Annotated in this window: 18 protein-coding genes; 5 read left to right on the top strand and 13 right to left on the bottom strand. The window is 72.0% G+C overall.

What is annotated here, in order from left to right; genetic code table 11:
• Positions 1–10: 10 nt before the first annotated feature.
• Together ACA089_RS12765 and ACA089_RS12760 are read right to left on the bottom strand one after the other, a co-directional pair.
• Positions 11–1,195 (bottom strand): hypothetical protein, encoded by a 1,185-nt coding sequence (locus ACA089_RS12765; protein WP_372017336.1) that lies wholly within the window; start codon positions 1,193–1,195, stop codon positions 11–13.
• A 221-nt stretch (positions 1,196–1,416) separates the two neighbouring features.
• The gene (locus ACA089_RS12760; protein ID WP_372017335.1) at positions 1,417–2,334 is read right to left on the bottom strand and encodes an AEC family transporter; all 918 of its coding nucleotides are present in this window, start codon (positions 2,332–2,334) and stop codon (positions 1,417–1,419) included.
• Between the two features lie 135 nt (positions 2,335–2,469).
• On the opposite strand from ACA089_RS12760, the gene ACA089_RS12755 reads away from it, so the two are divergent.
• Complete coding sequence (locus tag ACA089_RS12755; protein ID WP_372017333.1) at positions 2,470–2,862, top strand: hypothetical protein; 393 nt, start codon at positions 2,470–2,472, stop codon at positions 2,860–2,862.
• 217 nt (positions 2,863–3,079) lie between these two features.
• Here ACA089_RS12755 and ACA089_RS12750 read toward each other — a convergent pair whose 3' ends face one another.
• Positions 3,080–3,748, bottom strand: a complete 669-nt coding sequence (locus ACA089_RS12750; RefSeq protein WP_372017331.1) for a tetratricopeptide repeat protein — start codon at positions 3,746–3,748, stop codon at positions 3,080–3,082.
• 113 nt (positions 3,749–3,861) lie between these two features.
• On the opposite strand from ACA089_RS12750, the gene ACA089_RS12745 reads away from it, so the two are divergent.
• A complete protein-coding gene (locus tag ACA089_RS12745; protein ID WP_372017329.1) occupies positions 3,862–7,617 on the top strand; it encodes an indolepyruvate ferredoxin oxidoreductase family protein in 3,756 nt (1,251 codons plus the stop codon).
• Positions 7,618–7,723: 106 nt separating this feature from the next.
• Here the strand turns inward: ACA089_RS12745 and ACA089_RS12740 are convergent, their stop codons facing one another.
• The 8 genes from ACA089_RS12740 to ACA089_RS12705 all read right to left on the bottom strand — a co-directional run bounded on the left by ACA089_RS12740 (position 7,724) and on the right by ACA089_RS12705 (position 18,073).
• Entirely contained in the window at positions 7,724–9,115 is a 1,392-nt protein-coding gene (locus ACA089_RS12740; protein ID WP_372017327.1) for a coiled-coil domain-containing protein, read from the bottom strand.
• Positions 9,116–9,154: 39 nt separating this feature from the next.
• Complete coding sequence (locus ACA089_RS12735; RefSeq protein WP_372017325.1) at positions 9,155–9,664, bottom strand: hypothetical protein; 510 nt, start codon at positions 9,662–9,664, stop codon at positions 9,155–9,157.
• 4 nt (positions 9,665–9,668) lie between these two features.
• The gene (locus ACA089_RS12730; RefSeq protein WP_372017323.1) at positions 9,669–10,364 is read right to left on the bottom strand and encodes a C39 family peptidase; all 696 of its coding nucleotides are present in this window, start codon (positions 10,362–10,364) and stop codon (positions 9,669–9,671) included.
• Positions 10,361–10,819 carry a hypothetical protein gene (locus ACA089_RS12725; protein ID WP_372017321.1) on the bottom strand — a complete coding sequence of 153 codons (459 nt, stop codon included), beginning with the start codon at positions 10,817–10,819 and terminating at the stop codon, positions 10,361–10,363. The genes ACA089_RS12730 and ACA089_RS12725 overlap by 4 nt, the downstream gene beginning before the upstream one ends.
• Positions 10,820–10,956: 137 nt before the next feature.
• Positions 10,957–12,363: a hypothetical protein gene (locus ACA089_RS12720; protein WP_372017320.1), complete on the bottom strand. Its 1,407-nt coding sequence runs from the start codon at positions 12,361–12,363 to the stop codon at positions 10,957–10,959.
• A gap of 362 nt (positions 12,364–12,725) precedes the next feature.
• Positions 12,726–13,733: a LacI family DNA-binding transcriptional regulator gene (locus tag ACA089_RS12715; protein ID WP_372017318.1), complete on the bottom strand. Its 1,008-nt coding sequence runs from the start codon at positions 13,731–13,733 to the stop codon at positions 12,726–12,728.
• A gap of 46 nt (positions 13,734–13,779) precedes the next feature.
• Positions 13,780–15,342: a sodium/sugar symporter gene (locus tag ACA089_RS12710; RefSeq protein ID WP_372017316.1), complete on the bottom strand. Its 1,563-nt coding sequence runs from the start codon at positions 15,340–15,342 to the stop codon at positions 13,780–13,782.
• Between the two features lie 133 nt (positions 15,343–15,475).
• Complete coding sequence (locus tag ACA089_RS12705) at positions 15,476–18,073, bottom strand: glycoside hydrolase family 3 protein (RefSeq protein ID WP_372017314.1); 2,598 nt, start codon at positions 18,071–18,073, stop codon at positions 15,476–15,478.
• Positions 18,074–18,552: 479 nt separating this feature from the next.
• On the opposite strand from ACA089_RS12705, the gene ACA089_RS12700 reads away from it, so the two are divergent.
• Together ACA089_RS12700 and ACA089_RS12695 are read left to right on the top strand one after the other, a co-directional pair.
• On the top strand, positions 18,553–19,068 hold the full coding sequence (locus tag ACA089_RS12700) for a c-type cytochrome (RefSeq protein WP_372017313.1): 516 nt from the start codon (positions 18,553–18,555) through the stop codon (positions 19,066–19,068).
• 67 nt (positions 19,069–19,135) lie between these two features.
• The gene (locus ACA089_RS12695; RefSeq protein WP_372017311.1) at positions 19,136–20,866 is read left to right on the top strand and encodes an ExeM/NucH family extracellular endonuclease; all 1,731 of its coding nucleotides are present in this window, start codon (positions 19,136–19,138) and stop codon (positions 20,864–20,866) included.
• 289 nt (positions 20,867–21,155) lie between these two features.
• On the opposite strand, the gene ACA089_RS12690 is transcribed toward ACA089_RS12695, so the two are convergent.
• A complete protein-coding gene (locus ACA089_RS12690) occupies positions 21,156–22,484 on the bottom strand; it encodes an amidohydrolase (protein ID WP_372017310.1) in 1,329 nt (442 codons plus the stop codon).
• A 120-nt stretch (positions 22,485–22,604) separates the two neighbouring features.
• Between ACA089_RS12690 and ACA089_RS12685 the strand changes: the two genes are divergently transcribed.
• Positions 22,605–23,390 carry a TSUP family transporter gene (locus ACA089_RS12685; protein ID WP_372017308.1) on the top strand — a complete coding sequence of 262 codons (786 nt, stop codon included), beginning with the start codon at positions 22,605–22,607 and terminating at the stop codon, positions 23,388–23,390.
• Between the two features lie 45 nt (positions 23,391–23,435).
• Here the strand turns inward: ACA089_RS12685 and purU are convergent, their stop codons facing one another.
• On the bottom strand, positions 23,436–24,287 hold the full coding sequence (purU, locus tag ACA089_RS12680) for a formyltetrahydrofolate deformylase (RefSeq protein WP_372017306.1): 852 nt from the start codon (positions 24,285–24,287) through the stop codon (positions 23,436–23,438).
• Positions 24,288–24,350: the final 63 nt, after the last annotated feature.

Below are 24,350 nucleotides of genomic sequence, written 5' to 3'. Positions count from 1 at the left end.
GCCGGGCCCGTCAGCGCGCCGACGGGGACATCGAAACGGCCGGCGCCGGCTCCCTCCCGTCCTGGACCAGGCCGCGCATGCGCGCATCGGTTGGCAGCCATCCGGCCGGCGCCTGCAGCGGCAGGGCGTTGGCGGCGAGCACCTGCTCCAGCGCGATCCGGTCGCCCTCGCCCAGGAGCCGCTCGATGTAATCCGCCGGCAGGGGCGCACCGGCCTGGCCGGACACCAGCCGCGTGCTGTTCTCGTAGACCCAGTACAGCTGGCGCAGGCGCTCGCGCCACGCCGGCGCAGCCTCGCCGTCGCCGGCCAGGCGCACGCCGCGGACGGTGCCGATCAGCGCGTCGATCATCACCGGACTGTCGGCGAGGCGGGCCATGACCTGCAGGCAGTCCTCGCGGCGCCCCTCCGGCAGCGCGGTGGTGGCGTCGCACAGGCGGCCGAGCGGCTGGTAGGCGGGCATCGGCAAGGCCGCCCACACCGCGAGCGTGTCCAGGCCGAAGGCCTCCCCGGCGGTGGCGGGGCGATTGAGCTGGAGCAGCCGGCCGGCCGCGGCGGCCACCGCCGGCGACATCGGCGGCGCCTCCACCGGCGCGATGGACTCGAGCAGCAGCCGGCCCATGTCGACCACGGGCAGCGAGCGCCGGGGCGCCCGCGCAGCGGCGTGCAGGTGGTTTGCGGCCGCCGCTTCATCGCCGCGATGGTAGGCGTCGGCCAGGGCCATCAGCTGGACGCTCATGTCGTCCGGTGCGCTCTCCAGCAGGAATGCCCGCGCCGCCGCCGGATCGCACTCCCAGCCCGGGCGGCAGCCGGAAACCTCCAGCCAGGCCACCCGTGGATCGCGCGGGCGGGCCGCGGCGGCAGCGCGTAACCACGCGCCGTCCGGCCCGCTTCCGCCGGCCAGCGTCGGGCCGTGGATCTGGCGCCAGCCTTCGACCGATGGCCACAGCAGGGCCGCGGCCAGCAGGCTGCGTGGATCGCCCCGTGCGGCCAGGGCCTGCAGGTGCTCGTCCAGGACGCGCCCCTTGGCCAGATGCCAGGGACGCATGAGGGCGAGGTCCGCGTCCTGCTGTCCGGTCGGGCGGATCGCTTCGGGTTCGGCGGTTGTCGCCGCAGCCCTGGTTTCGGCGGCGCGCAGGTCGTGCATGCCCCCGAGGCCGGCGGCCAGCAGCAGGCCCAGCAGGAAGCTCGAAGGCACACGTGCGTTTCCGCTTGCCGGTGATGTTCCGCTCGCCATGCCTCCCCCCCCGTCCATTCGCGTCCGGCGGGAACATAGCATCGCCGCGCGCGGCAGCAATGGCTGTTGTCCGCCGCCATGCAGGAGGACCGCAGGTCCCGGCCGCCACGGACGCGCGTGGACATGTCGGCCCAGGCGCATGACGACCGGCTTCCGGAGCGGTCCGGTGCAGCCGGCCCGTGTCAGGCAGCGAGCCGCTGCAGCAGCCACGCCCAGGCCGGCAAGGTGAGCAGGCACAGCACGATGCCGTAGCCGACCAGCGCGGCGGCCAGGCGCGGCGCCAGGCCGTGCGCCATCGCCAGCGCCGCGGCGGAGATCATCGTCGGCATCGCCGATTCGAGCACGTTCGCCCGGAACATGGCCGCCGGCATCGCGAACGCCATCGAGACGGGCACCGCCAGCGCCGGCATCACCAGCAGCTTGAGCACCAGCCCCGTCGCCAGCGGGCGCACCTCGTCGCGCGGCAGGCGCAGGCGGATGGACAGGCCCACGGCCAGCATCACCAGCGGCAGCATCGCCTCGGACAGGCGACGCAGCCCGGAGGCGATCCACTCCGGCGGCTGCGCGGGCATCAGCGTGAGCCCGAACAGCAGGGCCCACACCGGCGGGAAGCGCGCCACCCGCAGCGCGATCGCCCGCGCGCCCGGCGCCGCGTCGCCGCTGTAGCGCGCCACGATGTACAGGCCGACCGTGGACAGCAGCATGAAGGTGCCGAACTGGTCGTAGACCACCGCGTACTGGACCGCGTCTTCGCCCAGCAGCGCCCGCACCATCGGATAGCCGATGAAGCTGGAGTTGCACAGCCCGACGCACAGCAGCAGCACCGCGTATTCGTCGCGCCGGAAACGCCACAGGCGGCACGCCAGCGTCACCAGGACCCAGGTCGCGCCCATCAGGAGCCATGGCGTCAGCGCCACCCCCAGCAGGGACCACTGCATGTGCAGCTGCGGCACGTACAGCAGCACCGCGGCCGGCAGGCACACGTACAGCACCACCAGGTTGAGGGTTTCCGGCGCGTTGGCCGGCAACAGCGCGGTGCGGCCCAGCGCCATGCCCAGGGCGAGCATGGCCAGGATCAGGGCGAACGCGTCCCAGGCCATCAGCGGAGGTCCCAGGCCCGGAAGCGGGCCCGCCGGGAACCTGCGAGCCCTCGCCCGGTCCGAGTGCCGACCGCGGGTGCCGGGATCCGGACCCCGCCATGCCTGCCTGTCACGCGCTGGAGCATCGAACCGCCCATGAAAAGTCCGCCGCTGGCCATTGTCGCATCCGCCCTGCTCGCCGCCTGCGCCTCCACCCCGCCGCGCGCGAGCCTGCTGCACGGGAACGTGCTGAAGCTCGAGGGCGGCTACCTGACCGTGCCGACACCGGAGGGCGACAGGCCGTTGCGCGATGGTGGCTGCAGCCGTTTCCGGCTCGTGGGCGACAAGGACGACTACCTGCCCGGCGAGATCTTCCTGAGCGACAACTGCTACGGCACCGGGCCGGACGGCGTCGACGGCATCACGAGCCACTACCGCGGCGGCATCCATTTCGACCGGGAACGGAAGCGCGTGGTGATCGACATCCGCTTCGCCGACGGCACGCCGATGCGGCAGAACGGCACGTACCGCTACGTCGACCTACGCTGAGGCTGGCGGGTCCGGGGATCGTCCTGCCAGCGGGTGGGAGCCGGTGACCACGGCGGCGGTCACCGGGAACGGCCGCGGCGCTGGGCGGCAACACCGCGCCGCCGATGATCCCCGGCCCGGATGGCGGAGGCCACGGCTCGGACGGCATGCGGCGCCGGACAGCACGCCGCGGAACGGCATGCCGGGCAACGCGGGTGCCTGCAGGCTCCGGCTGTGCTCAGGGCCAGGCCGGCGGATTGGCCTGCCAGGCGGCATGCACCTCGGCCAGCGTGGTGCGCTCGTCCTCGCGCCACTCGGGCAGCAGCTGGGCGTAGGCGGAGGCACCGGTCCACTGCTGCGGTTCGGTGCGCACGGCGGCGGCGTACCACGCCACCGCATCGGCCTTCTGCCCGACCTTCCACAGCGCCAGCGCCAGCGTGGGCGGCTGCCAGCCGGGCGTGCTCGGCCATCCGCCGATCAGCTTCTGCCACTGCTCCAGCGCACGCTGGGCCTCGCCCGCCCGGTACAGGTCCCAGGCGTAGTTCCAGGTCACCGCGCGCGCGAGCTTCTGGTTGCCGCCCGCGCTCTTCTGCGCGGCCTGGTAGAGCTCGTTGCCCAGCTCCAGGCGGCCGGACTGCATCGCCACCCGGGCCAGCTGCACGCGGGACTCGACGTCGCCAGGCTTGCGCGCGACGTTGGCCGCCAGCCGGTCGACCACCTCCTGGCCGTCGCCGGGAACGGCGACGAGCACGCGGGTGGTCTGCGGATCGGCGTCGAAGTAGAACTCCTTCGGCGCCGGCAACGATTGCGCGTGGGCCAGCAGCGAGCACAACGCCAGCCCGGCGGCCAGCGGAAAACGCAGGTTCTTCACGTCAATTCCCCGAAGCAACAGCCTCCCCACCGGCATCCTAACCGCAGCAGCGCACAGTCGGGGAGTGCGGGTCATCACAGAATGGCGCTTGATATCATTCGCCGCCGGGCCGGCGAGGCCCGCCCCACGCCAGCGCCAGGGCCCCGACGATGACCAGCACCGCCGAACTGACCTCGCCCGCCTCCGCCAACCGGCCAGGGCTGGACACGTTCGACCGCGACTACACCCTGGAACACAAGTACACCCGCCAGGACGGCCGGATCTACCTGAGCGGCGTGCAGGCGCTGGTGCGGCTGCCGCTGATGCAGCAGCTGCGCGACGCGGCGGCCGGGCTGAACACCGGCGGCTTCGTCAGCGGCTACCGCGGCAGCCCGCTGGGCGGCTTCGACCTGGAGCTGTGGCGCGCGCGACGCCACCTGGAGGCGGCGAAGGTGCGCTTCCAGCCCGGCCTGAACGAAGACCTGGGCGCGACCATGGTCTGGGGCACCCAGCAGACCAACCTGTTCCCCGGCGCGAAGGTCGATGGCGTCTATGCCATGTGGTACGGCAAGGGCCCGGGCGTGGACCGCTGCGGCGACGTGTTCAAGCACGGCAACGCGGCCGGCACCTGGAAGCATGGCGGCGTGCTCGCGCTGGCGGCCGACGACCACGCCTGCCGCAGCTCGACCCTGCCGCACGGCAGCGAGGACGAATTCGTCAGCGCGATGATGCCGGTGCTCAATCCCGCCGGCGTGCAGGACATCCTCGACCTGGGCCTGGTCGGCTGGGCGATGAGCCGCTACACGGGGCGCTGGATCGGCTTCAAGACGATCGCCGAGACGGTGGAATCGTCGGCCTCGGTGCAGGTCGATCCGTTCGCGCGCACCATCGTGCTGCCGGAGGACTTCGAGCTGCCGCCGGGCGGGCTCAACATCCGCTGGCCCGACCCGCCGCTGGACCAGGAGATGCGCCTGCACCGCTATGCGGTCCGCGCGGCGCAGGCGTTCGCCCGCGCCAACGGCGTCGACAAGGTGGTGATGGACGCGCCGAACGCGCGCCTGGGCATCGTCACCACCGGCAAGAGCTACCTCGACGTGCTGCAGGCGCTGGAGTACCTGGGGCTGGACGAGCGCGCCTGCCGCGACATCGGCATCCGCGTCTACAAGGTCGGCATGACCTGGCCGCTGGAACCGGAGGGCATCGCCCGCTTCGCCCGCGGCCTGGAGGACATCGTCGTGGTCGAGGAGAAGCGCGCCTTCCTCGAGCGGCAGATGAAGGAGCAGTTCTACAACTGGCCTGCCGCCTGGGGCCGGCGGCCGAGCATCGTCGGCAAGTACGACGAGGCCGGCGAGTGGATCCTGCCGTCCACCGGCGAGCTGACCCCGGCGACCATCGCCGGCGTGATCGGGCGACGCATCCAGAGGTTCCCGCTGCCATCGAGCGCGCTCACCGAATCCATCGAGCAGCGCCTGCGCTGGATGGACGCCAAGGAAGCGGAGATGGCGCTGCCGCGCGCCAACTTCCCGCGCGTGCCGCATTACTGCTCCGGCTGCCCGCACAACACCTCCACGGTGGTGCCCGAGGGCTCGCGCGCGCTGGGCGGCATCGGCTGCCACTACATGGTCACCTGGATGGACCGTTCCACCGACACCTTCACCCACATGGGCGGCGAAGGCGTCACCTGGGCCGGGCAGGCGGCGTTCACCGACACCCCGCACGTGTTCCAGAACCTGGGCGACGGCACCTATTTCCACAGCGGCTCGCTGGCGATCCGCCAGGCGGTCGCGGCCAAGGTGAACATCACCTACAAGATCCTCTACAACGACGCGGTCGCCATGACCGGCGGCCAGCCGGTCGACGGCCAGCTCAGCGTGCCGGACATCGCCTGGCAGATGCGCGCCGAAGGCATCGACACCATCGTGCTGGTCAGCGACGACATCAGCCGCTGGCACAAGCGCGAGCTGTTCCCGTCGGGCATGGAGTTCTTCGGCCGCGCCGAACTGGATGCGGTGCAGAAGCGCCTGCGCGAAGTGAAGGGCACCAGCATCCTGATCTACGACCAGACCTGCGCGACCGAGAAGCGGCGCCGGCGCAAGCGCGGCAAGCTGGAGGACCCGCAGAAGCGGGTGATGGTCAACACCCTGGTCTGCGAAGGCTGCGGCGACTGCGGGCAGAAGAGCTTCTGCGTGTCGGTGCTGCCCAAGGAAACCGAGTTCGGCCGCAAGCGCGAGATCGACCAGTCCAACTGCAACAAGGACTATTCCTGCGTGTCCGGCTTCTGCCCGAGCTTCGTCACCGTGCACGGCGGCAAGCCGCGCAAGGGCCGCAAGGCCGAAGCGGCGGCGCGCCTGGCCAGCCTGCCCGAGCCGGCGTTCCGCTCCTCGCTCGAGCAGCCCTGGAACATCCTCATCACCGGCGTGGGCGGCACCGGCGTGGTCACCATCGGCGCGCTGCTGGGCATGGCCGGCCACCTGGAAGGCAAGGGCGCCACGGTGCTCGACCAGACCGGCCTGGCGCAGAAGGGCGGCGCGGTCACCACCCACATCCGCATCGCGCGGAAGCCCGAAGACATCCACGCGGTGCGCATCGCGGCCGGCGAGGCCGACCTGGTGCTGGGCTGCGACATGGTCGTGGTCAACGACTACTGGGCGTTGTCCAAGGTCCGCGGCGAACGCTCGGAAGTGGTGCTCAACACCTACGAGGCGATGCCGGGCACCTTCACCATGCGCCCGGACCTGCACTTCCCCGCCGCCGAGATCGTCGCCGGGGTGAAGCTCGCGCTGGGCGGCCGCGAGCCGCGCCTGCTCGACGCCACCCAGCTGGCCACCGCGCTGCTGGGCGATGCGATCGCCACCAACCTGTTCATGCTCGGCTACGCCTGGCAGCTGGGGCTGGTGCCGGTGTCGTTCGACGCGCTGATGCGCGCCATCGAGCTCAATGGCGCGGCCATCGAGATGAACCAGCAGGCCTTCGCCTGGGGCCGCCTGGCCGCGGTCGATCCGCAGGCGGTGGCGGCCGCCGCCGGCCTGGTCTCCAACCCGGTCACCGCCGACGAACGCGTGCCCGAGGGCCTGCGCCAGCTGCCGCCGGGCGACTGGGAGGGCAGCGAGTGGGGCAGCACCAGCGCGCCGTGGCCCAACGGCGGCGACCGCGAGTGGCGCGGGCTGCCGGAGAGCGGCGGCACGGAAGCTGGCGGCGCATCGCCGCTGGACGTGGCCACCGGCGAGATCGCCGCGCTCCCGCTGGACGACCTGCGGCTGTCGCGCAGCCTCGACGAGCTGGTCGCGCGCCGGACGAAATTCCTCACCGATTACCAGGATGCCGCCTACGCGCGCCGCTACACGGACCTGGTGGCGAAGGTGCGCAGCGCCGAGGCGCTGAAGGCGCCCGGCTCGACCGCGCTGGCCGAGGCGGTCGCCCGCTACGCGTTCAAGCTGATGGCCTACAAGGACGAATACGAAGTCGCGCGCCTGTACACCAGCGGCGAGTTCCAGCGCCGCCTGCAGCAGCAGTTCGAGGGCGACTACACCCTGCGCTTCCACCTGGCGCCGCCGCTGTTGGCGAAGAAGGACGATCAGGGCCGCCTGCTCAAGCGCGAATACGGCCCGTGGATGTTCACCGCGTTCCGCTGGCTGGCCAGGCTGAAGTTCCTGCGCGGCACCGCGCTCGATCCGTTCGGCCGCACCGAAGAGCGGCGCATGGAGCGCCAGCTGGTCGTCAGGTATTTCGCGACCATCGAGCGCCTGCTGGAGAAGCTCGACGCCGGCAACGTGGCCCTGGCCGCGCAGATCGCCGGGATTCCCGAGCACATCCGCGGCTACGGCCACGTCAAGGACGCGCACCTGGAAAGGGCGCGGGCGCGCGAGGCCGAACTGCTGCGCGAGTGGGACAACCCGCTGCGGCTGGTGCAGGTCCACGCCGCCTGAGTAGCGGGCGTCGGTCCCGTCGCGGGGCGGCGGGCCCGCCCTGCGCGCGCACCGATGGCGGTCGGACCCGGACCGGGCGGCGGCGCCTGGGGTGGCTCCGGTCGCCCTAGAACGTGATCGGCACGCGCGTGGTGAACGTCAGGTCCGGCGTGTCGCGGGTCACGCCGGCGCCCAGTGCGACGTTCAGGGACACATGGTCGTTGAAGCGGTAGGTCCCGCCCAGCAGCAAGGTGCCCAGCGTCGTGCGGACCGAGCCGGGCACGTCGCGGCCGTTCTGCGTGGTCTTGCCGACCATGCTCTGGTCGTAGCCCAGGCTGATCGAGGCCTTCTCGTTCAGGGCCAGGCCCATGCCCAGGTTGAAGCCCCAGATGTCGCCCGCCTGCACGTCGCCCAGCGGCTCCTCCTGCCCGCCGACGACGGTCCGCGAGACGTCCTTGCGCTCGAAGTTGTAGAGGTAGCTGAAGCTGCCGAAGAACACCACCGGATCGGAGGGATACAGCCAGGTCACGCCGGGCTGGAGCGCATCGAAACCGCTGCCCATGGGCAGTTCCAGCGGCAGGCCGGTGCCGGTGGCGTTGGCCACGCAGCGGGTCACGCAGTCGGTGACCACCTCGAAGATGTCGGTGCCGGTCCGGCTCTTGTAGCGCAGCCATCCGACGTAGAAGGCCTTGTCCGGCCCGCCGCGGTTGAACTGGTAGCGCACCGACATCTCCACGTCGCCCAGGCCGTGGCCGCTGGCGTTGAAAACGCGGTCCAGCGCCGCGCCGGTGAAGATCTCCCGGCTGACCGTGTCGCCGCTGGCATACGCATACGGCACCTTGAGTTCGAGTTCCAGCCGGTTGGTGAGCCCGTAGCGTCCGGTCATCGTCGCGATCGCGGTGGTGGTCTTGACCTGGCGCACGTCGATCAATCCGATCAGGATCGCCGGGATCACCGTGTAGCCCACCAGCACCACGCGGTCGTTGGCGGTGTAGCCGTACTGGAGCGCGGGCTCCAGCACGAACTTGCCGGCCGGGGTGAGCGCGCCCGGCTGGTCGAAGATCTGTGCCACCTCCGGCGGACGCGACCGGGACGTGGGGGCCTTGCCCACCGGCTGCGGCGCCTCCGCGGACGCGGGTTGTCCGGCGGGTGCGGGTTGCGGATCCGTCGCCTGCGCCGGCGGCGCGGCCTGCTGGGCCGCGTCGGCCATCCCCTGGGCCAGCGACGGCGCCACGGCGGGCACGGCCTCGCCGCGCGCGCGGGCATTGGCCAGGATCTCCTCGTTCAATGCCGCCTGCAGCTGCGCCAGGCCCTGCGTCTGCTCGCCAAGGTCCCGGCGCAGCTGCTCGATCCGGCTGTTCTGCTGGTTGATCTGGCGTTGCAGTGCGTCCAGCCGGGCTTCCGGCGTGCCTGCGGCGGCGCTGGCGTCCGCTTCCTGCGCGCGGACGTGCCCGCAGGCCAACAGGCCCATGCCGGCGGCCAGGGCGAGCGGTGCAACGCGGGGCGAAATCCGTTTCATCACGACCTCCTTGGCGGGCGCTCGTTCACGGGAGGCGGATCAGGGCATGCCGGGCACGCGGACCAGCGCGTCGCCCAGCGCACCGTACGAGTTGAGTTCCTGCAGGACGCCCAGCGCGCCCATGCCCACTTCGACATGGGTGAGCGTGAGGATGCGCTGGTTGTCGAGGGTGTTCTGGATCGTGATCCCGCCCGCGCCCCGCGTGGGATCGAAATGGTTGCCGCCGCCCACCTGCACGACGACGCCATTGTTGAATTCGGCAAGCGCCTGCGCCTGCCCGGCATCGATCGCCGACACGTCGGGAATCCGCACCGACGTGCGGGCGACCTGCACGTCGTTGACGTGGACCACGCGCTCGATCCCGAAGGAAAGCACCTGCCCGGACGGCAGCTGGAAGCCGCCGCGCATCGCATCCAGGCGCGCCGGGTCGATCGGCCGCCATGCGTCGCCCAGCGCGACCGCGCCGGCGTCCGTCGCCAGCGCCTGCAGCGGCGCTGCTGCGCACGCCGCCAGCACCGCACCGGGGACCCATCGGCGGGTCGCGTCCATGGCCTCAGATGTCCCTCGGGCCGCGCCGCGGAGTGGTGATGTTGCGCAAGCCGTCGCGCTGGATGCCCATGTCCAGCGGTGCCGGCGGCGCGGTGCGCCAGTCGCCCGGGCTGTTGAACCGCGCCTGCTCGCGGCGGTTGTGCACGACGAACAGGACCCGGTTGTCCCACAGCGCCTCGAAGCGCGAGCGCGGCATCGCGCGCGTGCCGCGCGCCGGATCGCCGAGCAGGACGCGCCCGTTGCGCAGGCCCTTGACCACGACGAAGTGGCGGTACCCGCGATCGTTCAGCAGAACGATCGCCGGAACGCCCTCCTCCTCGAGCTTGTCGAGCGGCAGTTCGAAGCCGTCGGCCTCGTAGCCGTGGGCACCGAGGTAGCGGCGCATGTCCAGCAGCGAGAAACCCTCCTTGCGGATCTTCGCCTGGTCGCCGGTGTCGTACATCTGGACGAACACCTGCTCCTCGCTGACCGGATGGCCGTACTGGTAGGTCAGCAGCGTCGCCGTGGCGGCCGAGCCGCAACTGAAGTCGTATCGCTGCGGGATCGTGGTGCTGAAGCGCGCTTCCTTCAGGCTGACCACCCGCAGGCTGTAGGCGCCGCCGCCCTGCGGGACGCGGACGTCCGTCTCCGCCGCCCACGCGCCACCCGCGCATGCCAGTGCGCACGCCATCGCGACCCGCCATGCCCTGCGTCTGCTCATGGACCCGGATCGGCGAAGATGACCTGGATGCTCATCCCGTTCTGGATCAGCACGTTGCTGCCGCTGTTCTGGATGACCGTGTTGAGCCCGCTGGCGTTGGCGAACGCATCGTCGCCGATGAAGTTGGAGCCGCTGACCACGTGGTCGGCGGTGTTGTCGTGGACGCTGCCGTCCACCGCGACGTTGCTTTCGTGCGTGTCTTCGCCGCCGCGCATGGCGGCCAGGCGCTCGAGGTCGACCGGCGTGCCGTCGCCGAGCATCGCGCCGGGGCCTGCCCCGGAATGCGCGGGTGCCGTCGCGGGGTGTGCCGCCGCCGGGAGCGACTGCGCCGTCGCGGGGTCCGGGGCCGGCGACGATGGCGCCTCGGCCCTGTCGTCGTCCGCGAACGCGGCCGCGGGGCCGCAGGCCAGCATCGCCATCGCGATGCGGAGTGGAAGCAAACGGTACCGGTGCATGTGACACCTCCTTCCCGCGCGCCGCCGCCGGCACGGGCGTCCCGCCCCGCCACGGATGGCGGGACGCTTGCTCGTCTTCGGCGTGCATCGGGGTCTCCAGGCCCCGATGCACGTGGAGCGACTGCGGGGCTGTGGCTTTACGGGCCGACGGTCAGGTTGGCCTGCACGGTGATGCCCTGCTGGATCAGCGAGGCGAAGCCGCTGTTCTGCGCCGTCACCATGATGCCCGCCGCGGACTGTCCGACACTGGTCATGCTGTTGGACATGTCGAAGGTGCCGGCGTTGTTGGCCACCGAGCCACCGGCGCCGGCCGCCCCGCCCGCTCCGCCGGCGCCGTCGCCGCCGGTGTTGGTGCCGCCGGTGCCGGCACCGCCGGTGCCCGCTGCCGCGACGCCATCGCCGCCCGCGCCTCCGGCGCCACCGGCTCCACCTGCGCCGCCGTCGGCGCCGTTGCCGGCGGTCGAATCGCCGTTGGACGCCGTCGACGTGGCACTGCCATTGCTGGCATCGCCATTGGTCGCCGCCCCGCCAGCACCGCCCGTGCCCGCGGTCGCGGTCAGGCTGCCACCGGCGCCCCCGGTGCCGCTGCCGGCGCCGCCGGTGCCGCTGCCATCGCCCGCGGTGCTGGTGCCGGCGCCACCGGTGCCGGTGCCATCACCCGAGGTGCCGGCGCCACCGGTCGAGGTGCTCGCACCGCCGGTCGCGCTGGCGCCGCCGGACGTGCCGCTGCCGGCCGTGGCCGTACCGGCGCCACCGGTCGCATCGCCCGCGCCGCGTTCGCGCGCGCGGCCGCCATTGGCGCTGGCGTCGCCGCCGCTCGCGCCGTTGTCCTGCGCCGCGGTGGCGCCACCGACCGAGCCGCTGAGGCCACCCATGGCACCGCTCGCGCCCCAGCCGGCGCCACCGGTGGCACCGCTGTCGCCACCGCTGCCGCTGCCACCGCCGCCATTGCCGTTGCCATCGGCGCCATTGCTGCCACGGTTGCGATTGGCATCGCCACCGCTGCCGCCCGCACCGGCATTCGCGTCCGCGACCCAGGCATCGCCGACGCTGGTCGGGCCGGCCTGCACGTCGCCGTTGTTCGCGGTTCCGCCGCTGCCGCCGTCGCCGCCGCCGCCGCCCCTGGCGCCCCTCGCGCCGGCGCCGCCGGTGCCGTCGCCACCGCTGCCCTCCCCGCCCGTGCCGTCCCCGCCATGGGCCAGGCCGCCGTAACCGGCCCCGCCACTGCCGCCGGCGCCGCCGTTGGCATGGCCGTTGTTGGTGGCGACGTTGCCGATGCCGTAGACGCTCAGGCCGGAGACGCTGCCCTCGAGCGTGGTCGTCGCCACGGCCGAACTGCTGTTGAAGGAATCGGAGAAGGTGGCCGTGGCGGTGCCGCCATTGTTGGCCGCTGCCGTGCCTTGTCCGTCCGCGTAAGCGCTGTAGTCGTTGACCGCCGCCGGCGTTTCTTCGTCCGGTGGGCTCTCTTGTGCGAAGGCCTGCCCCGACAAGCCCAGTCCAAGTACCACTGCGGATGCAATCAGAGTCTTGTTGTTGATGCGCATGTCCACCTCCTAGACGCCACCCCAGGGCTCAGGGGGTGCCCCGAAATAAGTGACGCGGGTCGCATTTTCCGCGCGAATCGTTAGGGGGCACGCACGCCGATAGTTAGCTTTTCGTCAATCCGGGTGCCGCTCGTCCGAGCCTGCGCGTCGCTGATGTATTCAGTGATGCGAAATGTCGCGCGTGGCCGGCGGCGCGGCCGCACGCCGTTCATCGCGAGCGCGCGCACGGGATGCAGCGACCGCGTGTCGCGGTCGGCAACCCTGTTCTTCGCCAGCACAGGCGTGCGCGGGGACGTGATGCTGACGCGTGGGACATTCCACGCTCCGTCAGGTCGGGGATCCGCCGCGCGGCGGGTCCGACGCTAGCCCGGCACCGGCCCGGTCGACTGCCGCAGCTGCAGCGCGTAGGGCATGCGCACCATGCGTCCGGCGCTGCGGTCGCGGATCGCGTTGAGCAGCTGCACGGTGGCGACCTGGCCCATGTCGCGGGTCGGCTGCTGCACGGTCGTCAGCGCCGGGAAGATCTGCTGCGAGATCGGCGTGTTGTCGAAGCCGCACACCGACACGTCGCGGGGCACCCGCAGGCCCAGTTCGCTGGCCGCGCGCATCACGCCGGCGGCCATGTCGTCGTTGGCGGCGAAGATCGCGGTCGGCCGTTCGGCCAGCGCCAGCAGCTGCCGGCCGGCGGCCAGGCCGGAGTCGAACGAGAACTCGCCGTCGACCACCAGCGCCGGGTCGTAGCGCAGCCCCGCGCGGCGCAGCGCGCTGCGGTAGCCGGCCATGCGCCATTCGCTGGCGCCGTGGTCGGGATGGCCGCGCACGTGGCCGATGCGGCGGTGGCCCAGTTCGATCAGGTGCGCCATCAGCTCGCACACGGCTTCGTGCTCGTCCAGGGTCACGCCGATCCGGCCTTCGCGGCCCTTGGGCGAGATGCACGAGAACGGGATGCCGCGCTGGTCCAGCCGGTCGAGCAGCACGTCGCTGTCGGTCAGCGGCGGGGTCAGGATCAGTCCGTCGAGCCGCGAGGACACCACCAGCGCGTCGATCGCGTCGAGGAAGTCCTCGCCGTGGTAGCTCACGGGCTGCATCACCATGCCGTAGTGGTGGCTCTCGCAGGCCTCCACCACGCCGGTGAGGATCTCCATCAGGTAGTTCGGCGACGGGTTGTCGTACAGCAGCGCGACCAGGTAGGAGCGGTTGCCGGCCAGGCTGCGCGCCGACGGATCGGGGCGGTAGTTCAGCGCGGCCACCGTCTCCAGCACCCGGGCGCGCGTGCCCTCGCGCACGCCCGGCTCGTTGTTGAGCACGCGCGACACCGTCTTCATGGATACGCCCGCCTGCCTGGCGACGTCCTCGATCCTGACCCGCATCAGTTCCCTGCCTGCCGCTTTGCCGAAGGTGGGTGGCCGCTGCGGCTCACCAGAAGACCGCGTACAGCGCGGCCAGGATCGCGACCACGCCCAGCGCGGCGACGTTGAAGCCCGACGAGGTGGAGTAGTCCACGTCGTCGGTGCGGATCAGGTCGCTGCCGGCCTGCGGCGGCCGCGTCGCCAGCGACACGATCGCGGCCAGCGCCAGCGCCAGCAGGAACACCAGGCCGACCCGGTCGATGAACGGCAGCGACGGCCAGGCCAGCTTGAGCACGATCGACAATGCGAACGAACCGACCGCGGCGGCCAGCGCGCCGGCCTCGTTGGCGCGCTTCCAGAACAGGCCGAGCACGAAGATCACGACGATGCCCGGGGTGAAGAAGCCGGTGTATTCCTGGATGTACTGGAACGCCTGGTCGAAGCTGCCCAGCAGCGGCCGCGCGGTCAGGATCGCCAGCAGCACCGACACCGCCGCGGCGATGCGCCCCACCCGCACCAGGTGCGGCTGGTCGGCCTGCGGGCGCGACTTGGCGTAGAAGTCCAGGGTGAAGATGGTCGCCACCGAATTGATCTTGGAGGCCAGCGAGGCCACGATCGCCGCGACCAGCGCCGCGAACACCAGGCCCAGGATGCCGGTCGGCAGCAGCCGCATCATCGTCGGATAGGCCTGGTCGGGCTTGGCCAGGTCCGGCGCCAGCACGACCGCGGCGATGCCGGGCACCACCACCACCAGCGGCATCAGCAGCTTGAGGAACGCGGCGAACACCACGCCCTTCTGCGCCTCGCGGATGTCCTTGGCCGCCAGCGCGCGCTGGATGATGTACTGGTTGAAGCCCCAGTAGCTGACATTCATGATCCACATGCCGCCGATGAGCACGCTGATGCCCGGCAGGTCCTTGTAGAACGGGTTGTCCCTGTCGAGGATCATCTCGAAGTGGCCCGGATGCTCGGCCCACAGCTTGGAGAAGCCGCCGGCGATGCTGCCGTCGCCGATGTGGCCCAGGGTGATCCCGGTGACCAGCAGGCCGCCCATCACCAGCAGCGTGACCTGGACGATGTCGGTCAGGGCCACTGCCTTCAGCCCGCCGTACAGCTGGTAGGCCATCGCGAACACGCCGAGCAGCACCAGCGCCAGCATCTGGTCCATGCCGGTGACCTGGGCCACGGCGATCGAGCCCAGCCACATGATCGAGGTCAGGTTCACGAACACGTACAGGCCCAGCCAGAACACGGCCATGAGCGTGCGGATGCGGGTGCCGTACCGTTCCTCGAGGAACTGCGGCATCGTGTAGATGCGGTTGCGCAGGAAGATCGGCAGGAAGAACTTGCCGACGATCAGCAGCGTGGCCGCCGCCATCCATTCGTACGAGGCGATCGCCAGGCCGATGGCGTAACCGGACCCCGACATGCCGATGATCTGCTCGGCGGAGATGTTGGCCGCGATCAGCGAGGCGCCGATCGCCCACCACGGCAGCGACTTGCTGGCCAGGAAGTAGTCGCTGGCCGACTTCTGGTGGCCCGCCTTCTCGCGCGATACCCACTGGGCCAGGGCGAAGATGCCCGCCAGGTAGACGAGCACGATCACGATATCGAGTGTTGCCAGCTGCATCCCCGTCTCCCCGTTCGCAAGCCGTCGGTGTGCGGGAGGACGCGGGCCGCCACGGACGCGACGAACGCGTCCGCTGCGGACCCGGGGTCATCCGCGCCGCCGCCCTCCCGGCACGGCGCGGACGTGCGGCTGCCTACTGCGCGGTCGGGCAGGCCAGGATGTGCTTGGCCTCGCTGACCGCGCCGATCGCCACGCGCGATACCGACAGGGTCGTCGCCGCGTCGCTGTGCAGCTTCAGCAGCGTATCCAGCCTGGCGGTGTCGGCGCCGGAGGCGGCGAAGCACTTCAGCGGGATGCCCAGCGTGGTCCACTGCCCGGCCGGCAGCTTGGCCAGCGTGTCGCGCAGCGGCAGCGGCGTACCGGCGCCGGCGCTGGCGGTGACCGAACCGCTGGCCGGCACCGCGTCCGGACGCAGGGTCAGCACCAGCAGCAGGTCGCCGTTGGTTTCGCGGGTCAGCTCCTGGGCCGGTGCGGCAGCGATCACCGCGCTGGCCGGCGCAGCGCCGGACCAGGTCAGGCGACGCGCGTCCTCCTGCCGCTCGTGGTCGACCGCGGCCACCGCCAGGCTGTTGTCGGCCAGCGCGGCGGGCACGGTGGTGACCCTGGTCGCGGCCGCGCCCGGCGCGCCTTCGAGTTGCAGCGACAGGCCCGGGGCGAGCTGGCCGCGGGCGAAATACACGCCCGCCGGCGCCTGCAGGCCTTCGATGCCCGATGCTTCGGGAAGCGGGGCCAGGTCGCCCTTGTCGGCGTAGGTCAGGCCGTGGCCGAAGGCGAACTGCGGCTGGTAGCCCGGCTTGTTGACCGCCGCGTCCACCGCGTTGCGCGGCCAGGAGAAGCTGAGCTTGCCCTTGAAGTCGTGGTTGACGCTGCCGTCCGGCTTGCGCAGCAGCACGTCGGCCACGCCGGCGCCTTCCGAGCCCGGCAGCCAGGCGGCCACGAACGCATCGGCGGCGTTGATCTCGCGGTTCATCCACAGCGGGCGGCCGCTGATGAAGACCGCGACCACCGGGATGCCGTCGGCCTTGAGCTTGCGGATCAGCTCCAGGTCGCCGTCGTTGCCCGGCTTGAACAGCAGGTTCTGGATGTCGCCCTGGAATTCGGCGTAGGGCTCCTCGCCGAACACGACCACGGCCACGTCCGGCTTGGCCTTGTACTTGCCGTCCACCGCCAGTTCGGCCTGGCCGCCGGCGCCCTTGACCGCGCCGGCGATGCCTTCCCAGATCGTTTCGGCGTTCGGGAAGTCGGCGCGCGTGGTGCCGGTGCCCTGCCAGTTGAGCGTCCAGCCGCCGGTCTGCTTGCTCATGTTGTCGGCGCCGTCGCCGGCGACCAGCACGCGCTGGTTGGCGCGCAGCGGCAGCAGGCCGCCCTGGTTCTTCAGCAGCACCAGCGATTCGCGCACCGCCTGGCGGGCCACTTCGCGATGCTCCGGCGCGCCGAGCAGTTCGAACTTGCCGCCCAGCGCGCGCTGCGACGGCCTGGGCGCGTCGAACAGCTTCATCAGGAACTTCACCCGCAGGATCCGGCGCACCGCGTCGTCCAGGCGCTCCATCGACAGGGTGCCGTCCTTGGCCGCGGCCAGGGTGGTCTCGTACATGCCCTTCCAGCTGTCCGGCGCCATCGCCATGTCCAGGCCGGCGACGAAGGTCGCGGGGCAGTTGTCGTTGCTGCAACCGGTGATCTGGCCGTGGCCGTTCCAGTCGCCGACGACGAAGCCGCCGAAGTTCATGCGGTCCTTGAGCACGTCGGTGAGCAGCGGCTTGTGGCCGTGCATCTTGGTGCCGTGGAAGCTGTTGAACGAGGCCATCACCGACTGCGCGCCGGCCTCGATCGCGGTCTTGTAGCCGGCCGCGTGCACGTCGCGCAGCTCGGCCTCGCTGACCACGGTGTCGCCCTGGTCGCGGCCGTTGGTGGTGCCGCCGTCGCCGACGAAGTGCTTGACCGAGACCATCACGTGGCGGTCGTCGAGGAAGTCGCCCGCGCCGGGCTTGCCCTGCAGGCCCTCGACCATGGCCTTCGCGAACTCGGCCACCACCTGCGGGTTCTCCGAATAGCCCTCGTAGGCGCGGCCCCAGCGCACGTCCTGCGGCACCGCCACGGTCGGCGCGAACGCCCACTCCATGCCGGTGGTGCGGGTCTCCATCGCGGTGATCTCGCCGATCCGGCGCAGCAGCTCGGGGTTGCGCGTGGCGCCGAGGCCGACGTTGTGCGGGAACAGAGTCGCGCCGACCACGTTGCTCTGGCCGTGCATCGCGTCGATGCCCCAGATCACCGGGATCGCCTTGCCGCCGCCGGAGGTGTCCATCGACGCTTCCCAGAAGGCGTCGGACAGGGCCAGCCATTCGGCCGGCGTGGCGTTGTACTTGCCGCCCGGGTCGGAGCTGCCGCCGGCGAGGATCGAGCCGAGCCGGTATTTGCGCACGTCCTCGGGGGTGATGCTGCCGATGTCGCCCTGGATCAGCTGGCCGACCTTCTCCTCGAGCGTCATGCTCGCCAGCAGTTCGTCGATGCGTTTCTCCACCGCCGGATCGGTCGCCACCGGCCAGGCCAGTTCGGGCCACTGGTCCGGATGGATGCTGCCGTCGCTGACCGCCGCCTCGGTCGCCGGAGCGGCGGGCGCGTCGGCCGGTGCCGGCTCGCGGTTGCAGGCGGCCAGGACGGCTACGGCCAGCGAGGCGGCCAACAGGTTGCGGATGCGGGCGGCAGGCGCGGGCGCGCCGGCGTGGGTGCTCATCAGGTATTCCCTCCGGTCGGTCTGGAGCGCCCGCGTCCACGGGCGCCGTGCGGCAGTGACGGGCGCAGAGACTCCCAGAAATGGCAGCGCTGTCAACCGAACCGTGCCGCCATGCCCCGCCGGCATAGCCGGGGGGTGGCCGGCGCATGCCCCGCGGGCCCGCGCGCCGGGCAGGAAAAGTCCGCAGCCACGGGCCATTCCGCCGCCCGGCGACGCGATCGCGGGCGAGGCCGCCCGCGTCTGCCCACCCCCGCGGCTGCTGCATCGCAACAGCCCATTTGCGGCGATCGCGTGGCGAACCTTCGCGGCCATCGCCCGGTTCCGCTCCGGCGATCGCTCCGCGTCCGCCACCCCGGACGACCGGGCCGGCAGCGGCGGACCGCCCGCCCGCCAAGGCTTCCGGCTTCCGAAGCCGGTGCGACCCTCTCTATAATCGCCCCCAGCTGTGGCCGGCCGCGCCACTCGCCATAGGATGCGATGTGCGTAATTACGACCTGGAATTCCTGAAGCGCTTCTCGATGGTGATCGGCCTGCTGGCCCTGGTCACCCTGGGCCTGATCCTGCTGGCCCACCACCTCCATGGCCGGATCCCGGCCGAGGTCTCGCCGACGGCCGCCAAGCGCACCGCCGAACGCATCCATCCGGCTGGCGCGGTCTATGCCGGCGACACCGGCGCCGCCGCCCAGGCCGCCGCTGCCGCCGCCGCCGCCGCCAAGGCCGCCGGCCAGGTCGCGTACGGCGGCACCACCGACGGCGCGGTGATCTACCAGAACCTGTGCGGTGCCTGCCACACCGGCGGCGTCGGCGGCGCGCCGACCCTGGACCACGCGCACTGGGACGCACGCCTCGCCCAGGGCACCGAGACCCTGCACAAGCACGCCATCGAAGGGTTCACCGGCGCTGCCGGCATCATGCCGCCCAAGGGCGGCAACCCGGCCCTGACCGACGAGCAGGTCAAGGCCACGGTCGACTGGATGCTGGCGAACCTGAAGTAGGCCGCTCCCACACCCCGCCAACGCCGCCTCCGGGCGGCGTTGTCGTTTCAGATTCCAGGAATTCCCGATGACCGCGTCCTCCCTCCCGCGCCTGCTGTCCATCCTGGCCCTGCTGCTGGCGATCGCGCCGGCGGCGGCGCGCCCGCCCCAGGCGACGTCCATCGGCCAGCTGCAGGGCACCGGGCCGCGCAGCCCGCTGGCCGGCGAGACGGCGACGGTGACCGCCACGGTCAGCGCGGATGTCCGCGAAGGCCTGGGCGGCGTATTCATCCAGGACCGCGGCGACGACGATCCGGCCACCTCCGACGGGCTGTTCGTGCGGCCGGCCGACGGCGTCGCCTGGCCGGAGGGCCTCGCCGTCGGCAGCCAGTGCCGCTTCCATGGCCGGATCATCGAACTCGACGGGCGCGGCGGCGACAGCCTGACCACGCTGGAGGCCGCGCGCGTGGACCAGTGCCGTCCCGGCACGCCGCCGTCGGTGCAGGTGCTGCATTCGCTGCCCGCGGACTGGGAGCGGCTGGAAGCGATGGCCGTGCGCATCGAAGCGCCGCTCGCGATCACCGGCACGGATGCCCTGCACCGCTTCGGCGAGCTGGCAGTCTCGTTCGACGGCCGCCCGTGGCAGCCCAGCGAGCGGGCGCGGCCGGGTTCGGACGCCCATGCCGCGCTGGCGGCGGCGAACGCGCGGGCGCGGCTGCTGCTCGACGACGGCAGCCGCCAGCGCGACCCGGCCGTGGTCGCATACCTCCAGGGAGGCGAGGTGCCACGCAGCGGGAGCGTCATGCACGGCGCCGAGGGCGTCGTCGATCCGCGCCACGGCTGGCGCCTGCACCTGGCCGCCGCGCCGCGCATCGAGGCCGCGGCGCGTCCGGCGCCGCCGCAGGTACCGGGCAACGTGCGCGTGGCCGCGTTCAACCTCGAGAACCTGTTCAACGGCGACGGTCGCGGCGGCGGGTTCCCGACCGAACGCGGGGCCAGGACGCCGCAGGCGCTGGACGCGCAACTGGCCAAGCTGGTGGCGACGATCCGCGCGCTGGATCCGGACGTGGCCGCGCTGATGGAACTCGAGAACGACGGCTACGGCGAGGATTCGAGCCTGGCGCGGCTGCTGCGCGAACTCAACGCCGACGGCTCGCGCTGGCGCTTCGTCGATGCCGGCCAGGGCCCGGGGCCGGATACGATCCGCGTCGGCATCCTGTACCGCGACGAGCGCGTGGTCGCGCGTGGCAAACCGGCGGTGCTCGAGGGCGGGCCGTTCGGCGACCGCAGCCGCGTGCCGCTGGCGCAGGCATTCCGGCGCAAGGGAGGCGACACCGATTTCGTGGTCGTCGCCAACCACTTCAAGTCCAAGGGCTGCAGCGAGGCCGAGGGCGCCGACGCCGACCGCAAGGACGGCCAAGGCTGCTGGAACGCGCTGCGCCTGGATTCGGCGCAGCGGCTGCACGCCTGGCTGCAGTCGGCGCCGCTGGGCAAGGGACGCGAGCGCGTGGTGATCCTGGGCGACTTCAATGCCTACGCGATGGAAGACCCGGTGCGCTGGCTGCGCGAGGACGCCGGCTGGATCGACGCCTTCGCCGCGGCCGGGCTCGAGGATCCCTACAGCTACGTCTACCAGGGGCTGAGCGGGCGGCTCGACCACGCCCTGCTGAGTCCGGCGCTGCGGCCGCACCTGCGCGGGGCGGCCGAATGGCATGTCAATGCCGACGAGCCGGACGACGCCGGCTATGCCGGGCGCAACGTGCCCGGCCCGTGGCGCAGTTCCGACCACGACCCGCTGCTGCTGGGCTTCGACCTGTAGGCGGGTCTGCGGGCGCCCCGTCGCCAGGGCGCCAGGCCGGCACGTCACGTCCGCACGCGCCTCGCGGAAGCGCGACCGTCACGCTGGGGCGCGGCACACCATGGCGGGCCCGTCGCACGGGCCGTGGCCAGGGACGACGGGCCCGCCGGTGAAATGCCGATGCGGCAGATCGCATCAGGGATGCGCGGTCAGCGAAGCGTCGAGCTTGTCAGGCTTGATTCCCGTCGCCACGTGGAGCCGGGTCGTGCGGCGGCCTGCGGCGCGGGCGATCCCCGCGCCGGGGCCTCGCTCAGCCCGCGCCGCCGTGCAGGTAGTCGAGGCTGACCTGCAGCAGCGCGCGGAAACCGACGTCCAGCGCACCTTCGTCGAGCAGGAATTCCGGCGAGTGGTTGCCCGGCGCGGTCGCCGGGTCGATGCCCTTGCCGGTGGCGCCGACGAAGAAGAACATCGCCGGCACCTGCTGCCCGTACAGCGAGAAGTCCTCCGAACCCATCTGCAGCGGCGGTTCGAACACGTTGTCGGCGCCGACCACCGCCTGCAGGCTCGGCAGCATCCTGGCGGTCAGCGCCGGGTCGTTGATCGTCGGCGGGTTGCCTTCGCTGTCGGGGACCCTGGCCTCGACCCTGGCCCCGTGCGCGGCGGCCACGTGCTCGGAGACGTTGCGCAGGTCGGCGAAGATCTTCTCGCGCATGCCTTCGTCGAAGGTGCGGATGGTGCCGATCATCTCCACGTCGTCGGGGATGATGTTGTAGCGGATGCCGCCCTTGATCGCGCCGAAGGTGACCACCGCCGGCAGCTTGGCCAGGTCGGTGCGGCGGGAAACAATGGTCTGCGCGGTGCCGACCAGGTCCGACGCGGCGACGATCGGGTCGACCCCGCCCCACGGCCGCGAGCCGTGCGTCTGCCGCCCCACCACCTTGATGCTGAAGCGGTCGGAGGCGGCCATCAGCGGACCGCCGCGGACCGCGATCTGGCCGACCGGCACGGTCGAGAACACGTGCAGGCCGAACACCGCCTCGGGCTTGAAATCCTTGAACAGGCCCTGCGCCAGCATCATCGAGGCGCCGCCTTCCTCGTCGGCCGGCGGCCCTTCCTCGGCCGGCTGGAAGATCAGCATCACCTCGCCCGGCAGGGTGTCGCGCATTCCCACCAGCGACCGGGCCACGCCGAGCAGGATGCCGGTGTGCGCGTCATGGCCGCAGGCGTGCATCACCCCGACCGTCTCGCCGCGGAACTGCGCGGTGGCCTTGGACGCGAACGGCAGGCCGGTGCGCTCGGCCACCGGCAGCGCGTCCATGTCGGCGCGCAGGGCGATCCTCGGCCCGGGCCTGCCGCCCTTGATGATGGCGACCACGCCGTGGTGGGCGACACCGGTCTTCGGCTGCAGGCCCATCTTCCGCAGCTCGTCGGCCACGACCCTGGCGGTGCGCTCCTCGCGGTTGGACAGCTCCGGGTGCTGGTGGAAGTCGCGGCGCCAGTCGACCACCTGCTGCTGCATCTGCTTCGCCGCGGCCGCCACCTCGGGGCGCTGGGCGGCGTCGGCATGGGCCGGCGAGGCCAGGGCCAGCGCCAGGGCGCAGGCCAGCAGGGACACCGTGGAACGGACGGCCAGGGGCATCGGGCGACTCCGGAGGAAGATGCCCGATGCTAACGGTTGCGGCGCACGCGTGCGGCGCCGGACCGTAGAATGGCGACGCACGCCACGTCCACGCGCCGGCGTTGATCCCGCCGGTGGCCCATGCACGACCTCGCCCTGCAGCTGTTGCTGCTGCTGTTCCTCGCCGGCCTGCTCGCCGGCTTCATCGATTCGATCGCCGGCGGCGGCGGCATGATCACCCTGCCGGCGATGCTGCTGGCGGGCATCCCGCCGCTGCAGGCGCTGGGCACCAACAAGCTGCAGTCGCTGTTCGGCTCGGCCTCGGCCAGCTGGTCGTACGCCCGGCACGGGCACGTGGACCTGCGCGCGCAGCTGCCGATGGCGCTCACCGCCGCGGCCGGCGCCGTGCTCGGGGCGCTGCTGGCCACGGTGGTGCCCGGCAGCTGGTTGCGCGCGGTGCTGCCGTTCCTGCTGGTGGGCATCGCCCTGTACTTCGCGCTCAAGCCGGACATCGGCGCGGTCGAGCGCCACCACCGGATCAGCCCGCGCGTGTTCGGCCTGACCTTCGTCCCGGCGATCGGTTTCTACGACGGCGTGTTCGGCCCGGGCACCGGCTCGTTCCTGATGCTGGGCTTCGTCGGCCTGGCCGGCTTCGGCCTGCTCAAGGCCACCGCGCACACCAAGTTCCTCAACTTCGGCTCGAACCTCGGCGCGTTCGGCGTGTTCCTGCTCGGCGGCGCGATCCTGTGGAAGGTCGGGCTGGTGATGGGCGCCGGCCAGTTCCTCGGCGCGCAGCTCGGTTCGCGCTTCGCGATGCGCCACGGCACGCGGGTGATCAAGCCGCTGCTGGTGACCGTCTCGATCCTGCTGGCGCTGAAGCTGCTCGCCGATCCTGCGCATCCGCTGCGCGCCTGGCTGGGCCCCTGACGCCTGGGCGGTGAGTCGCGTGGCGCGCCGCGCGACGGCCGCGCTTCAGCGGAACACGACCGTCTTGTGGCCGTTGAGCAGGATCCGGTGCTCGACGTGGCGGCGCACCGCGCGCGCGAGCACCTGCGATTCGATGTCGCTGCCGACCCGGACCAGGTCGCGCGGGGTCATCGCATGGTCCACCCGGGCCACGTCCTGCTCGATGATCGGGCCTTCGTCCAGGTCCGGCGTCACGTAGTGCGCGGTCGCACCGATGATCTTGACCCCGCGCGCGTGGGCCTGGTGGTACGGCTGGGCGCCCTTGAAGCTGGGCAGGAAGCTGTGGTGGATGTTGATCGCGCGCCCGGCCAGCGCCTCGCACAGGCGCGGCGACAGGATTTGCATGTAGCGCGCCAGCACCACCAGGTCGACGCGTTCGCGCTCGACCAGGTCCAGGATCGCCTGCTCCTGCGCGGCGCGGCTGCCGCCGTCGACCGGTAGGTGGTGGAACGGCACGCCGTACGAGGCCGACAGCGCGGCGTAGTCGCCGTGGTTGGAGGCGACCGCGGCGATGTCCACCCGCAGCTGGCGGCTGTGCGCGCGGAACAGCAGGTCGTTGAGGCAGTGGCCCTGCTTGCTCACCAGCACCAGCAGGCGCGCGCGCCGGCGCGCGTCGTGGATCTGCCAGTCCATGTCGAACTCGCCGGCGAGGTGGCCGAAGCGCTCCAGCAGCGCCGGCAGCGCGTCGGCCGCGGGCAGCTCGAAGTGCACGCGCAGGAAGAAGCGGCCGGTCTCCTCGTCGCCGTACTGCTGGGCGTCGACGATGTTGCAGCCCTGGCCGAACAGCAGCCCGGACACGCGATAGACGATGCCGGTGCGATCCGGGCAGGACAGGGCGAGGATGTGGTCGTGGCGCATAGGTGCGCCATGGTAGCGACCGCCGGCCGTCGCGGCGCGGCGGTTGCAGCTGATACCGCCGCG

This window comes from Pseudoxanthomonas fibrivorans, from assembly GCF_041464125.1.
GTDB lineage: Bacteria > Pseudomonadota > Gammaproteobacteria > Xanthomonadales > Xanthomonadaceae > Pseudoxanthomonas.
The sequence above is the reverse complement of the archived record's forward strand: the minus strand, read 5'-3'. Positions and strand labels throughout refer to the sequence as shown.